Source organism: Acinetobacter sp. YH12069, from assembly GCF_013419675.1.
Lineage (GTDB): Bacteria > Pseudomonadota > Gammaproteobacteria > Pseudomonadales > Moraxellaceae > Acinetobacter > Acinetobacter amyesii.
Genome location: NZ_VOZS01000026.1, coordinates 20,563 through 34,378 on the forward strand (window position 1 = coordinate 20,563; position 13,816 = coordinate 34,378).

At 39.1% G+C, this 13,816-nt stretch carries 13 protein-coding genes; 4 read left to right on the forward strand and 9 right to left on the reverse strand.

Going from position 1 to position 13,816, the window contains the following annotated elements; genetic code table 11:
- Nucleotides 1-72: 72 nt before the first annotated feature.
- Together FTU16_RS14585 and nudC are read left to right on the forward strand one after the other, a co-directional pair.
- Nucleotides 73-1,719: a chemotaxis protein gene (locus FTU16_RS14585; protein WP_180163539.1), complete on the forward strand. Its 1,647-nt coding sequence runs from the start codon at nt 73-75 to the stop codon at nt 1,717-1,719.
- The gene (gene nudC, locus FTU16_RS14590) at nt 1,719-2,492 is read left to right on the forward strand and encodes an NAD(+) diphosphatase (protein ID WP_180011997.1); all 774 of its coding nucleotides are present in this window, start codon (nt 1,719-1,721) and stop codon (nt 2,490-2,492) included. Before FTU16_RS14585 ends, nudC begins: the two co-directional genes overlap by 1 nt.
- An 86-nt stretch (nt 2,493-2,578) precedes the next feature.
- Here nudC and FTU16_RS14595 read toward each other — a convergent pair whose 3' ends face one another.
- Genes FTU16_RS14595 through FTU16_RS14610 form a run of 4 tightly spaced genes read right to left on the reverse strand, consistent with a single transcriptional unit; the run spans nt 2,579 to nt 5,634 of the window.
- The gene (locus tag FTU16_RS14595) at nt 2,579-3,451 is read right to left on the reverse strand and encodes an alpha/beta hydrolase (protein WP_180163540.1); all 873 of its coding nucleotides are present in this window, start codon (nt 3,449-3,451) and stop codon (nt 2,579-2,581) included.
- Between the two features lie 25 nt (nt 3,452-3,476).
- The gene (locus FTU16_RS14600; RefSeq protein WP_180163541.1) at nt 3,477-4,175 is read right to left on the reverse strand and encodes a BON domain-containing protein; all 699 of its coding nucleotides are present in this window, start codon (nt 4,173-4,175) and stop codon (nt 3,477-3,479) included.
- A 60-nt stretch (nt 4,176-4,235) separates the two neighbouring features.
- On the reverse strand, nt 4,236-4,643 hold the full coding sequence (locus tag FTU16_RS14605) for a YraN family protein (RefSeq protein WP_180117583.1): 408 nt from the start codon (nt 4,641-4,643) through the stop codon (nt 4,236-4,238).
- 46 nt (nt 4,644-4,689) lie between these two features.
- The gene (locus FTU16_RS14610) at nt 4,690-5,634 is read right to left on the reverse strand and encodes a penicillin-binding protein activator (protein ID WP_180163542.1); all 945 of its coding nucleotides are present in this window, start codon (nt 5,632-5,634) and stop codon (nt 4,690-4,692) included.
- Between the two features lie 10 nt (nt 5,635-5,644).
- Here FTU16_RS14610 and rsmI point away from each other — a divergent pair, with 10 nt between their 5' ends.
- Together rsmI and FTU16_RS14620 are read left to right on the forward strand one after the other, a co-directional pair.
- The gene (gene rsmI, locus FTU16_RS14615) at nt 5,645-6,487 is read left to right on the forward strand and encodes a 16S rRNA (cytidine(1402)-2'-O)-methyltransferase (protein ID WP_078189168.1); all 843 of its coding nucleotides are present in this window, start codon (nt 5,645-5,647) and stop codon (nt 6,485-6,487) included.
- 106 nt (nt 6,488-6,593) lie between these two features.
- A complete protein-coding gene (locus FTU16_RS14620; protein ID WP_180163543.1) occupies nt 6,594-7,016 on the forward strand; it encodes a hypothetical protein in 423 nt (140 codons plus the stop codon).
- A 115-nt stretch (nt 7,017-7,131) separates the two neighbouring features.
- On the opposite strand, the gene FTU16_RS14625 is transcribed toward FTU16_RS14620, so the two are convergent.
- The 5 genes from FTU16_RS14625 to FTU16_RS14645 all read right to left on the reverse strand — a co-directional run bounded on the left by FTU16_RS14625 (nt 7,132) and on the right by FTU16_RS14645 (nt 13,672).
- On the reverse strand, nt 7,132-7,380 hold the full coding sequence (locus FTU16_RS14625) for a hypothetical protein (RefSeq protein ID WP_078189169.1): 249 nt from the start codon (nt 7,378-7,380) through the stop codon (nt 7,132-7,134).
- A gap of 174 nt (nt 7,381-7,554) precedes the next feature.
- Nucleotides 7,555-8,799 (reverse strand): FAD-dependent monooxygenase, encoded by a 1,245-nt coding sequence (locus FTU16_RS14630; protein ID WP_180163544.1) that lies wholly within the window; start codon nt 8,797-8,799, stop codon nt 7,555-7,557.
- Nucleotides 8,796-10,004, reverse strand: a complete 1,209-nt coding sequence (ubiH, locus tag FTU16_RS14635) for a 2-octaprenyl-6-methoxyphenyl hydroxylase (protein ID WP_180163545.1) — start codon at nt 10,002-10,004, stop codon at nt 8,796-8,798. Before ubiH ends, FTU16_RS14630 begins: the two co-directional genes overlap by 4 nt.
- 1,095 nt (nt 10,005-11,099) lie before the next feature.
- The gene (locus tag FTU16_RS14640) at nt 11,100-12,275 is read right to left on the reverse strand and encodes a tetratricopeptide repeat protein (protein ID WP_180163546.1); all 1,176 of its coding nucleotides are present in this window, start codon (nt 12,273-12,275) and stop codon (nt 11,100-11,102) included.
- A gap of 503 nt (nt 12,276-12,778) precedes the next feature.
- Nucleotides 12,779-13,672 (reverse strand): hypothetical protein, encoded by an 894-nt coding sequence (locus FTU16_RS14645; protein ID WP_180163547.1) that lies wholly within the window; start codon nt 13,670-13,672, stop codon nt 12,779-12,781.
- Between the last annotated feature and the right edge of the window lie 144 nt (nt 13,673-13,816).

The following is a 13,816-nucleotide window of genomic DNA, read 5'->3' on the forward strand; positions in this document are numbered from 1 at the left end:
AAACCATAAACATGGACCGCCTTAAGGGGCGGTTAATAAACAAGATAAAACATCTAGGAAAGGTGCAGATACATGTCTTACCAAACCTCTATCCATTTTGATCCAACGGCTTTGCTGATAATAAAAAATGAGGTTGATAACTCAATCAAGTTAGTCGAATCAGCAGTCAGCACCTTAGTTGAAGATCAAACTTTACCTTTCGGGATTGATGATGCACTGATTCAATTTGAACAATGTGCTCAAGTACTAGCTTTAGTTGATATGCCAAGTTTGGCAAAAATCGCTCAATATTCAGCAGAGTTAATGCGCAAGATCATGGGGAACCCTGCGCAAATTAACACTCAAGATGTCATCGCACTTAGCGAAGGCACGACCATGCTGAAACGCTACATCGAATTTATCTGCCTGCGTGAAGTTAAAATTCCACAGTTCCTGCTGGACAGTCTAAATCGTCTAGAGCTGTCTTTAGGAAAACCTTTAACGTCGGAAGGCCAACACATTGAGTCCCTACTCGATTGTATTACCCCTGACTTTGACCTACCTCAAGCGCCTGCACTTGAAAAATCAAAATACGTTCACCGTCTGTATAAGTTGGCGTTGAATAAATTGATTAAACAAGAAGAAACTGAGCTGGATTTGCAAGCGATTAAATTGGTCGGTACGTATTTAGCAGGTCTTTCAGACAAATATCCAAGCAAACAATACTGGAACTTGGTTTTTGTTGCATTTAATCAAATTGATCAAATCTTAATTACCGATGCTCGTTTACGTACCTTGGTAAGCATTGAACGCAATATAGCTCAATATTTTGCAGGAACTGAGCGCTTTAAAGCATCCATTTCTGATTTAGCCAATGTCTTAAGTCTAAGCATTAGCCAAGAAGATGACATTTCTCATCATATTCGTGGCAAGTTAAATATCGGTGAAGACCTTCTCACCGACACTCAATTGCAAGTTTTCAGTCGTCATTTATATGGTCCTGACTTCGAAACCATGCATACCATTGGTGAATTGGTTACGACTGAAATGACACAAATTCGTAATGATATTGAATTTAACTATCAAAATATGACGCCTGAAAAAACCCAAGAACTTCAAGCGAAATTGAACGAATTGGCAAATATTTTCAAAGTCTTGAACTTAAATGAAGCGTATAACGACCTGTCGCGTCAAGCTGCGTCATTAGGTAATGCTGAGATTTTACAAGATGAAAGCTTTGCCCAGCAGTTGATGAACAATATCTTGTCTGCCATGAACTCGATTGGTGTGCTTGAGCGTCATCACACTTCTAGCCGCTTACAACTTCGTGTGAATAATATGAATATTTCACTCGACCGTTTAGATGAAGCACACGCTGCTCTGTTAAATGAGACCAAGGTTTTAATTGATGCTGCTAGCCAATCTTTGGTTCAGTATTTACAAAACCAAGATTTGACACAACTTGAAGCGACTGCAACTCAATTCCGTGAAATTGGTGGTGCGATGTTGTTCCTCAATGCAGATGCGGCTCAAAATGCGCTGAATTCAACAGCTCAATTCATTTTGAAACGTGTTGAGTCTTCAACTGCGATTGAAGCAAATGAAGTGAATCAAGCATTAGATTCATTGGCAAGCGCAGATATGTTGATTGACAATTTAAAGAACAAACAACCTGTTTTACAGGGCATGTTTAAGGTAGCATTGGACAGTAGCGAAAAACTGAAATCAGCAGCAGCCTAATGTCTAAATTGTCACTTGCGTATATCTTCAAACAACAGCAATTGCTGGTCGATGAAAACTTTCAACTTCCCGAAGTTGAGCAACTCGCAAGTGATTTAAATATCGGCACGGGTGATCAAGTGATTGCCCGTGATCTACTTGAAAATGAGCCAATTCCTGAAGGCTTACAGCTCATCCCTATTCGTCAACTTTTACAACTTTGGAATGTTCAGCAATTTGAACAAGCCAGCCGTGCTATTCAACTCTTAGAATGGCGCCGTAATCATAAATTTTGTAGCCACTGCGGTACTGCAACTCAAGTCCACGCCACAGAATATGCCATGGTTTGCCCTGCTTGCGGTTATCACCAATACCCTCGTGTAAACCCCTGTGTCATTACCGTCATTACCCGTGGTGAAGATGAAATTTTATTGGCAAAAAATGCAAAAAATGTCCGGGCAATGTATGGGCTGATCGCAGGTTTTGTTGAAGTCGGTGAAACTTTAGAAGAAGCGGTTCGTCGTGAAACTGAAGAAGAAGTTGGGCTGAAGGTCAAAAATATTCAATATCTGGCAAGCCAACCTTGGCCCTTCCCAAGTAATTTAATGATCGCATTTAAAGCAGAATATGCTTCAGGTGAACTTCAATTACAAGAAGAAGAAATAAGTGATGCGGCTTTCTTTAAATTTGATGCATTACCTGAAATTCCGTTCAAAGGAAGTATCGCCCATTCGATGATTATGCATGTCATCCATGGGTCTGCTGTTGCAGATGACACCGAAGCATGGTTATAAGTAGCTATTTTTAGTAAATAAATCATGCAATAAAAAAACCGCCATACTTGGCGGTTTTTTTATTTTCAATCATTTAACCAAAGACATTAAGGTGGACTAATTTCATCGAGTACACGCATGATTTCAGCTTTGGTTTTAAAGAAGCGACTAAATAAACTCGAAACTGAACCAATCATCGTGATGTGCCCAACACGTGGGATTTGAATCAACTGACTGTGGTTGCCTGAGGCTTTTAATCGACGATCTAAATCTTCACTATTGCTATAGCCAACGATATTGTCTTTATCCGCAGTAAATAGATAATGCTTCACTTGATTGTGCTCAACAAAATAATACGGCATCACTTGTTGATACGGTACATTTTGATCAAAGGCATCTGCACAAATCGGATCACCTTTATAATCAAAATGATATGGCCCTGCCAATCCCACAATTGCACGAATATTCTCTTTCACTTGTAGCTGATAAGGCGTCGGATGATACAGTGCAGACATGACATTAAATGCCCCTGCCGAATGTCCCATTAACACCACATTTTCCACTTCAATCTGCAACTTATGCTGAGACTGCGTCAAATAGTTTAATGCAAGGCTAAGATCATCAATTGAAGCCGGAAAAATATATTCAGGTGCGAGATGGTAATTAATGACAGCAACATCGAAGCCTTCTTTGGCAAAAGCTTCACCAATGAATCCATAGTCCTTTTTGTCACCATGCATCCACGCTCCACCATGTACAAATACGATGAGTGGACGTTGCTGACGAGGTGCTGACGTGCGATACAAATCTAGGCGATGGCGCGCTTTTAGACCATAAGGGATATTGTTTTGAACATGATATCCTTGTTTGGGTGTCAGTCGATTTAATGCATAACTGCCAAAATCATATAACCGAAAATTTCGGTATAAAGATTTAGCCAAATCCATTTTTTGCTGAAGCCGCAGAGACCATTGATTCATATTTTACAGCATCATTTCCGACATTTTATTGAGCATTTGGATCGACAGCATCCGGATCTATCGCTACAGGCGTTTGTACTTCAGGTTGCACATTACCTACAGCAGGTGTGGTGTAACTTGAGTTAATTGAACGTGCCCGTGGATTTGGGTTCTGATCAATATTATCGATTAAAGTGACAATTCGCGTTACATTACCCACTTGTTGCAAGATTTGATTTAAGTCTGTGATTTCCGCACTGTTTAAACGGCCCATCACATAAAGAACAGCATCTTCAGTATGAATGTGTACTTTGCTGTCAGATACCACAGGCGCTTTCATAATCAAACCACGGGTATTCGCAGTGACCGCAGTATCTTGCATGATGGTGCTATAGCTGATCTGATTACCCACTGTAATATAGTTATGTACAGTTTTGACATCACTCATTGAACGGACATTTTCTTCTGCCAATTCTTTTAAATGATTATCTGGCACTTGCCCAGTCAATAAGACATTGCCATGAAAACTTTCAATATTGACACGTGACTGTTTAAAACGAGTATCTAATTTATATAAGTTAATTTTTGCTGTTCGAACAATGGAAGAGTCAATAAAAACTTGTCCCAATGAGCGTGCGCCGCTTTCAGTTCCTACAGGTGCTGATCCTGTTCCATTCGAAATAAAACTCGCACAGCCAGATAAACTTGCGACACAAAGCATCGTTATTGCAATACGCTTAACCACTCAGCACGACTCCTCAAATTTCCACACGTATTTTTCTATGCGTTTACACAGTTTGTTCTATCAAAGATTAATCAACTCTTGATCAAAAGTAAAAGCATTTTCAATCCATTGCTGATGATACGGGTATTTAGAAAAGTCTTGCTGTAGTGTTTTTGCAAAGTGTTGATAAAAATCAAAACAAATTGCATCAAAGCGACAATAATAATTTTGAAAATGTGACTGTTCATTTAAAAAATGCAACGCAGTCTTCATCATCTTACGTTGTTTATGAATAGAGATACTTTCGATGGCTTGGGCATAACGGGTATGCGAACGAGCTTTAACTTCAATAAACACCAATTCTTGACCACGTGTGATGATCAAATCAATTTCACCATAACGACTATGATAATTCTGTTGCACCTGTACATAGCCTTGCTGCTCAACCAAACGCAGCGCTTGCCGTTCTGCCCACTGCCCCAGATTCATCTGTCCCAAATTCATCTGCTCTAAGTTTAGCTGCATCATTTCATCCCTAAAGTGAGATTGCCACGATGCCTTTTTTACTTCGCTCATAGCAGTGAGGAACACGCTGAATATTGTTTTGACTAATTTTGATTAGCCCTGTTCGTCCCTGAAACTCAATGCTTTTTAATTTCGGTTCTTGCAAATATTGTTTTGCGATATGCCATGTGTCTCCGCCAAAAGCTAAAAGACGTTGATATGGCATATCTACTGGATTTTCCTCATAAGCTCGGATCAGGTCAGGCCAACGTGCGTCATGCAAGGCAGGTGCATCACAAAATTTCAGCCCTACAGGAATGGGCTTTGTGGCTTCAATCGCATTGGCAACGGTATATAGTTTTGCTTTAGGTAGTTTTTTTTGACTGTTTAACCATTCATTATTGCCCAGCAACAGCACCCCTTGATTTTTGTCTAGCTTCGTTGGGAGCTGTTCAACCACTTGAATCGGCACTGAACTTTGGCTGATTAAGGACATGAGCAATAATTCATGTTCTGCCTCAGTTGCAGGCTGACGTAACACTAACACTTGCGCTAATTTGTCTTTTTCGAAGACTTTTTGGAGTGCTAAAGCATCATCACGTTTCGATAGACTGTACTGCCAGACGTTTGGAATTTGGCTGGTCGTTTCATTTAAAGCCAACACGCGGACTTTAGGCTTTGCTTTTACAAGTGCTTCAACATCTTGGCGTGCTAAAGGGCCAATCACCAATTGAGTTTTTTTATTTACCTGTTGCTTCAATATCGCTGCAATTTGCTTTTGATTTGAATCTACAAACTTAATGGGCACTTTGTAGTCTGACGATTGATATGCGCTATTGAAACCTTGCTTAATACTGGATGCGGCTCGCGCCATAGGGCCAGATTCAGGTAGAATGACCAAGACGTCTGCCTGTGCAGCAGTAAACAGACTGCTTAAAAGGCAAAGACCCAAAATTTTGTTCTTATTATCCAACATGGAGAAACCTATGAGTGCTCAGTTATTTGTTGTTGCAACTCCAATCGGGCACTTAGATGATATTAGTTATCGTGCAATTGAGGTATTGAAGTCGGTTAAAATTATTGCCGCCGAGGATACACGAACTTCCGCACAATTACTTAAACATTTTAGTATCAATACGCCTTTAACTGCTTGTCACGACCATAACGAAAGCAACAAAATAGACCAGCTCATTGAACGCCTAGAAAAGGGTGAAAATATGGCGCTGATTAGTGATGCAGGCACACCATTGATCAGTGACCCCGGCTTTAAACTGGTTCGTGCTGCACAAGAAAAAAATATTCGTGTCATTCCTGTGCCGGGTGCCTGTGCTGCCATTGCAGCTCTCAGTGCTGTCGGTCTGCCCAGTGACCGTTTTAGTTTCGAAGGCTTTTTACCTTCTAAACAGTCACAACGTCTTTTAGCACTAGAAAAACTGAAAGACGAAACTCAAACCATGATTATTTATGAAGCGCCGCACCGTATTGTGGATTGCCTAAAAGATATGTCGAATGTCTTTGGTGCCGATCGTCCTGTAGGCTTTGCACGTGAAATTACTAAAACATTTGAAACCATTAAAAAAATGTCTTTAGGTGAATTGGTTCATTTTGTCGAATCTGATCATAATCAGCAAAAAGGCGAAATCGTTTTAGTGATTGGTGGTGCGACCGAAGAAAAAGACCTAGAGCAAGAAAAGTTAGACAAATTGTTGACGCGTTTACTTCAAGACTTGTCCGTTAAAGCTGCCTCTCAGTTGGCTGCTGATTTAACTGGGATTAAAAAGAAAGTGGCCTATCAACGTGCTTTAGAGTTAACCCAAGCGAACGATTAAGCTTAATTTTTTTTTATTTTTAATTTGAACCGCTTATGGGACCTACGGGTTCTATAAGCTATCCCATACAATAATTTAAATAGAATGAAAAAAAGTTGCTTATAACATGTCCATAAATCTGTCTGTCAAAAAACCGCTGGTGTTCATTCTCTTTAATCTGGTTTGGCTCACGGCTCTTGCACATATTATTTATACTGGCATTCAACCCTATCCGCACTATATTAGTGGCGAGCAAATGACGGCCGATCATAGCGCGATTGCGATGGTCTGTGGATATTATTCCCTCTATTTTGTAGTCGGTAATTTACTGAAACTGAGCCATTTTTGGTATAGGCATCGCTATTGGGCTTATGTCGTTTTGAGTGCGGTATTACTTTTTCAATCTTTTGTTGCTGCTGTAGCAGCCATGCATGCACCACCGTATATTGCTGCATTCATTATCAATTGTATGTTTTTGCTTTTACTGCATTTTGTGTTTTATCCTATTTACGCGATCAGCCGTAAATATATGAAGCCAAAGACGACTTAAAATGACTTCACAACGTCAAAACTAAACATGCTTAGTTAAAAAATGAATGACGTTCATCATCGCACAAGCGAATGAAGCAAAAAAAAACACCACATGACGTGGTGTTTTTTCACTTTTAATCTTTTGCCGATTCGTCTGGAGGGACTTCGGTAATACGACCACCACGCGCTAAGAACGCAGCAACTTCATCTTCAAGCGCCTGACGTTGTTTTAGTTTTGCAGTCACTGTTAATGTTTCAGCTTCAGAGGTGTCACCATCAGAGGCAGAATCAGCTGCGTCACCTGCACCTTTTTCAGCTGCTTGTGCTTCATCTTCATCAACTACTGAATCTTCTGGATCATCATAATCATTCATATCAGTCATTGTGTTCTCCCCGCGAATGACTTCTGTTTGCCAGCGAATGGCTGGTTTTAAATTAACAGAAATTTAGCAATCTCTGAGCATTTCGACTAGTACCCACAATCAAAAAATCGTATCTTTTTTAATCAAAATCGTAACCTTGTTTATACGACTGTCTAAAAAATATCTGACTTTGACCTAAGCTGCATAGATTGTCTCTTTTAAAATACTCAGACCATTGGCTTGAGCCATAAACGCATCTTTTAGAACAGTCTGATTTTCCACTTGTTTTAAACCAAAGTTTCGCGCCCACACCACAGGTGAAAAAGTGGTGGTTTCTAACCAACCAATCGCGGACATACTATGCATCATGGCATCGTTTTGCCCTTTACGACGGTGCTCATAGCGCTTCAAACTTTGTTCATGTGCCCACACACCACGTTTTTTATCGGTCAAAAGCACATCGCAAAGCACTGCTGCATCTAAACAACCAATATTCACGCCTTGTCCTGCAAGCGGATGAATCACATGGGCCGCATCACCAATCAACGCTAGACCATCATGCACATATTGCTGTGCTGCTCGCGCTTTCAATGGAAATTTAGCACGCGGTGTTGCTTCTAAGACCTCGCCGAGCATGTGATGGCTTTCTCGAGTGAGCAACGCAGTAAATTCCACATCGGATAAAGCGACATATTCATCGGCATAATCATCTGGTAAGGTCCACACAATGGATTGCCAATAACCGCTTTCTTCTTTTTTCAGACTCGCCATCGGCAAAAATGCCAAAGGCCCAGTTTCTAAGAAAATTTGACGCGCTACATGCTGATGCGGTTGGGCGGTTTTAATTGCACAGCTCACACCCGCCTGTTTATAGTCCAAGACATCTAGATCGATGAAAGCTTGCTCACGGACAAATGAGTTTGCACCATCTGCACCTATCACCAGTTTTGTTTTGAGCTGAGTACCATCTGCGAGGTGAATGATCCACACACCAACGCCACGCTCAACTCGACTGACCTTAACTTGGGTTCGGTAGTCTTCAAGCTGTTCTAGCATTTTTTCTTGAATGGCTAAATTCAATATGCTTGGTTCAACCATTGAACCTAAAGCTTGCTCAACAGATGGTGTTTGCTCTGCCACATGACCAAAATTGATTTCGCCATAGCCATTTTTATTCCACACCTGCATACCAGTATAAGGCTGCTGACGGGCAAGCTTTTCCCAAACGCCCACGGTCTTGAGTAAATGAATAGTGGCTTGACTGAGCGCCAAAACCCGAGGATTCGCAACACTTTTGGTTTTTTCTGCATCCAAAATAGGTGCTGCATCCAATACCGTAGCCTGCACACCGCCTTGCGCCAACAGCAATGCCGTTAAGCCACCGACCAAGCCGCCGCCGACAATCACGGCATCCAGTACATTTGTTTGATTGAAACTCATGCTTTTAGCCCCATTGCATAATTCGCGACCAAAGGCTTGATACCCGGAATGGTGTCAAAGGCAACTAATCCTGTATTACGGATCAATTTTAAAATTGGGTTCTGGTTGCTAAAACCACGTACAACTGAATCACAGAATTTAATCACCCGCTGCTGATCGGTCAGGCGCGATTTTTCATAATCCAGCAGCATAGCTGCATCACCCAAATCGGCATTTTTTTCAACTTGCTCTGTTAAATAACGACGCAGTACATAGGCATCGCGCATACATAAGTTAAAACCCTGACCAGCAACTGGGTGAATGGTATGCGCTGCATTGCCCATCAGCACTACACGGCCGACAGCTTGTTTTTCTGCAAGCACTTGGGACAATGGGAAGCTGAAACGTTTACCCGTTTTTTGGAATTTACCTGCACGGTCGCCATAAGTTTCTTGTAAGGCATCTAAAAAATGCTGATCATTTTCATCACCCATCCACTCGCCTTCAGTTCCTTTAGGCACTGGCCAAACCACTGAACGGCGGTATTCACCCGGAAGTGGCAACAGCGCTAACGGACCGAGCGGACTAAAGCGCTCGAAACCGACATGTCCATGTGGTTTAGAGGTTTGCACCGTAGTGACAATCGCCACTTGGTCATAGTCATGCACCGATGCACCAATACCTAAGGCTTTACGGCAGAATGAGTCACGACCATCTGCTGCGATCACGATTTTAGATTGCAGCTTGAGCTGTTCTTCAGCACGCTGTGCTTCTATATATGCAAAGTCTGCATCTTGCGTCAGTGAAGTCACTTGTACGCCATCAATTAATTCAATCAGCGGTTCTTTTTTGACTTCTGTGAGCAACACACGGCCGAGCCATGCATTTTCAATAACTTGTCCAAAGCTTTCGACTTTTTCTTGTTCTGCTTTGAGTCGTGCCTTACCAAAACTGCCTTGCTCTGTAATATTCACTTCTAAGATAGGCGTGGCGTGCTCCTGCAAAGCACTCCACAGGCCAAGTTCTTGATAAATCTGCACCGTACGGCGTGACAAGGCGCTGTTTCGCGCATCAAAACTAGAGTGATAAGGCGCAAGGTTTGCATCATCATAATTTGGGTATTTAATGGCTTCTAAAAGTTTTACGCCAATTTTGGCTTTGGCCAACATGAGTGCCAGACTTAAACCGACCATACCACCACCGACAATGATGACTTCTTGCTGCATGCTTACTTCCTTTTTTATCAAGTATTCGAATTTAGGAAATTCACTCGAAATACATATAATCTGTAATGGATTTTATCTTACATCAAGGGCATGATTTTTTATAATGAAATACAAATTTGTTGCGGGTATTTGCACTGAATAAATACAAAATTAATCATCTCTTGCCGTAAATATTGATCTTTAAAAAAAGAGAAAATCACAATAAAAATGGCTAAGCCCATCAGAATCAACCATCATTTGCGTAAATCAGCGTCATTTGAACATGTCATGTTTTGATGCATTCAAAAGGATGATATCAAGCTAACAACCTGATGATCAGCATTTAGCAATTGCTCAATTATTTGAATAAGTGATTGCAGCTGCAGAAACCACTTATGTTACACCATTCGGTTTAATGAGCTTTTCATTACACAACATTTTCTGGATATATTCCGCAGCAGAATATATCCAGAAAATGTAATTTTTGTTGTGTTATTGGCGCCTTATCCTAAAGTTGATGCACGTACCAAGCTTTAATTTGAGTTAGGTACAGAGCAACTCTAAAGCGATGTTGAGCACTATTATTCAAACAGGTTTTAGCGCCAACTTTACCTTGGCATGGTGTGAAAATACTATGGCGCAAACCTTAGAAAATACGCTGCAAACCAATAATTGAGAAAGATTTACCCACCAAGCTGAGTTGTAGATTCATACCGATGTGACTGAGACAGCGAAAAAAAATCAACAAACAAACATTAGTGAATGGCTGTAATTATGATTATATGCACCCGAGTGTATGGTCCAATATGCTATAGATCTGATTTCACATGCTGAATATGCTGAACCGGCAACCGGCAACCGGACATTTGGCCGTATATGAAAAACCGGAAGAGTTTTTAAAATTAGCGACAGAATTTTTACAAAAGTCTTAATCGCAAAGTGAAGCTAAAAAGCCGATCAATGGATCGGCTTTTTTTATATTTATTTAATATTTTCCATGATTTGGTCAAAATATTGCGCTCATGTATTCAATTTATTTTCATAGCAATAGATAAAGATATAGAACACAAAAGACAGAAATGATCTCCTTAATACGGAATAATTTAAATGAATGGCTTAAGCATTAAAATGCTGGATTAATTTCTGCAATCGAATTTCTGCATCTTGATTAAAAGCATTCGCCGCTTGGTGATACCAGCGTTTCGCCATCTTTAAATCTTGAGCTGCGCCATTGCCTAGCTCATACATTAAGCCAATTTTATAGGGAGCAATTGCACAGCCTTGTTTTGCCGATTGCTTGTACAAGTTCATAGCTAGATTATAATCTTGATCAAGAATTTCGCCCTTTTCATATATTTCAGCAAGGGCCGTTCTTGCGTTTATATTTCCCTTTTCCACTGACTGATTCAGTAGATCTAAAGCAATATGAACCTCTGTTTTACATGGTTTTTTGAACAACAGCGCTGCTAACTTCAGCATCGCCGCATCATCCCCTTGATCAACCGCTTTTTGATACCATCCTTGTGCTGTTAAATCATTTTTTTCGACGCCGCATCCCATTTCATACATTTCACCCAATTTAATTTGGGCTGCAATATCCCCTCTTGATGCTAAACTTAAATAATCATCATAAGTACGCTGATTGTTATACTTAAACTTTATTTTCTTTACTGGATTATAATCACTATCAAAGATTTCAAAACCGACATAGATTTTAAAGAGTTCAATCAATAACAGCCGAACCAATTGAGTATGATAAATTAAATGATCCTTTTCGCTAAAATAATAATATTGATAATAGCTTTCCAAATCTTCATTGATCTCTTCTTTTAAACTGTTTAAATCAGTCATCCATTTTTTTTGAATTTTGCCATTTTCAACATATTCGTATAAATATCTTGTTGAAAAGTTTAACCATTCTTTTTCAAAATCTTGTATTTGCCCATCCATGTAAAGTTCATCTTCTTCCGCTTGAATGACACATCTAATTTCTGCACCCTCTTTATAAAGCGCATAGCTATAGCTTGAATTTGTGTCTGCAAAATCAAAGAATATCATCCATTTAATCGGTAACCCACTGCTCAGCAAGCTGCTCCATTTTTCAGGTTCAGTAAAAGCAAAATGCGCTAATCCGGCACTATTGATACAAACAACATGATCCGTCAGCCACTCTATATCTAATGCAGATTTTGAGTTTTCTTCAAAATAAACTAGCCAATCATTTATCAGTCTTTCAATATCCTGTTGATTGCCATTAAAGGGAATAACCACCCCAGCTTTTCTAACGCCCATAATTATGATTAAAATAAAAAATTTATACGATTAATTTTAAAAGACTTATATCTAATTTTTGTAAAAACTTAACATCAGAAAATCAACTACATTGCTAATTAACATTGTCTGTATGATTAGTATTTATATGACTACTTATAGATAAAAAAAAGCCGATCATCTGACCGGCTTTTTTCGTGCACGTTTAAGGAAACGTCTAAATTTATCTAAGTTCAATCAGTAGTCTTTAGTTTTTCAGATCCATATAAGGAACCGCAATTCATTAATGCAACATATGCAAGTTATACAGAATAGAATTTCACAATAGAGAAACTTTTGTCTCGGAACTTTAACAGTTGGGTAAATGAGATCCATACACCTACAGCAGTTTTTAGTAAATTTAAAGCCATAAGGTCAATCCTAAACTCAAGCTCTTACCTAAATGTGTTAACTGATCGAAAATTTAACTTTAGATTCTTAAAATTGCAAAAACTAATTAACAGATTCCTACCAAATATTCCATACTAGCAATTAGGATATGCTTCTGGTATTTGAACGTTTTTGTGTGTCATTTTTTTCACTTGCTCTGAGAATTGATCAAAATAAAAAGTATCATCATTAAAAACGGTTAAATAATCACCAGATTTAAAGTGAACTATAAAATCTGAGTAACCTGGCCCTCTTGCTGGTAAAATATTTTGAAATGAAAAGTTTATAATCTGATTAATATCTAAAATTAGTGCACGTTCTACACCAACAAAACCTATTTTTTTATTCAAATAGTCCAACCAAATTCCACTATTCTCACCCATTAACTCCTTTACTTTCTTAGGAATATACTTAACTCCATCATGCTCAATATGATTCACATTCAAATCAATTTTCTTTTTAAATAATATAAATTTAGTAATCTCAATATTTTCTTCATATTCGTTGTTTTCTAAAAAATATTCATATGTTCGATTATTGTAAAAATGGAGTGATGTACTGCCATCATCATCTCCAGACTCTTCATCATAGGTGTAACAAATTGAAGCATCGATACCATTGGCAAAAACAAATCTCAAATAATATTGATCTTGCCTTTCCCAACCATACTGATCAACATCAATATCCTCGTCTAACCACAATTCACGTAGTTCCTTATAACTAGCATCGGTATTAGTTTCATCATATAAATCAACAAAGAATTCTTGCACTGGCCTATTATAAATTACATTTTCTGCATATAACTCTAATTGATCAACAACAATTCCTTCTATTCTCACTTTATAAATAAACCGTAAATATTGAGTTCCATATTCAGCAAAATAAGCTTCAACCAAACCTAGTTTTTCTAACTGCTCGTACGTTGTATCCCAAGATATCATTTGCTTAGGTTCAGAATATACTTCATAACCTAAATCACCATCAGCCAAATACTCATCCAAAATTGTGATGTGTGCTGAATTAGCAGGAGACTTTCACTTGGGAGATTCTAGGCAGCTAACCGATAAAAGTCTTCTGCCATTTGATTTGGTGTCTTAAAATCCAAGCCTTTTTGAATTCTTCGCTGATTATAA

Excerpts from the sequence above, each read along its gene's own strand:
- FTU16_RS14585 (WP_180163539.1), top strand. The coding sequence starts at position 73 with ATGTCTTACCAAACCTCTATCCATTTTGATCCAACGGCTTTGCTGATA.
- nudC (WP_180011997.1), top strand. The coding sequence starts at position 1,719 with ATGTCTAAATTGTCACTTGCGTATATCTTCAAACAACAGCAATTGCTG.
- FTU16_RS14595 (WP_180163540.1), bottom strand. The coding sequence starts at position 3,451 with ATGAATCAATGGTCTCTGCGGCTTCAGCAAAAAATGGATTTGGCTAAA.
- FTU16_RS14605 (WP_180117583.1), bottom strand. The coding sequence starts at position 4,643 with ATGAATCTGGGGCAGTGGGCAGAACGGCAAGCGCTGCGTTTGGTTGAG.
- FTU16_RS14610 (WP_180163542.1), bottom strand. The coding sequence starts at position 5,634 with ATGTTGGATAATAAGAACAAAATTTTGGGTCTTTGCCTTTTAAGCAGT.
- rsmI (WP_078189168.1), top strand. The coding sequence starts at position 5,645 with ATGAGTGCTCAGTTATTTGTTGTTGCAACTCCAATCGGGCACTTAGAT.
- FTU16_RS14620 (WP_180163543.1), top strand. The coding sequence starts at position 6,594 with ATGTCCATAAATCTGTCTGTCAAAAAACCGCTGGTGTTCATTCTCTTT.
- FTU16_RS14625 (WP_078189169.1), bottom strand. The coding sequence starts at position 7,380 with ATGACTGATATGAATGATTATGATGATCCAGAAGATTCAGTAGTTGAT.
- FTU16_RS14630 (WP_180163544.1), bottom strand. The coding sequence starts at position 8,799 with ATGAGTTTCAATCAAACAAATGTACTGGATGCCGTGATTGTCGGCGGC.
- ubiH (WP_180163545.1), bottom strand. The coding sequence starts at position 10,004 with ATGCAGCAAGAAGTCATCATTGTCGGTGGTGGTATGGTCGGTTTAAGT.
- FTU16_RS14640 (WP_180163546.1), bottom strand. The coding sequence starts at position 12,275 with ATGGGCGTTAGAAAAGCTGGGGTGGTTATTCCCTTTAATGGCAATCAA.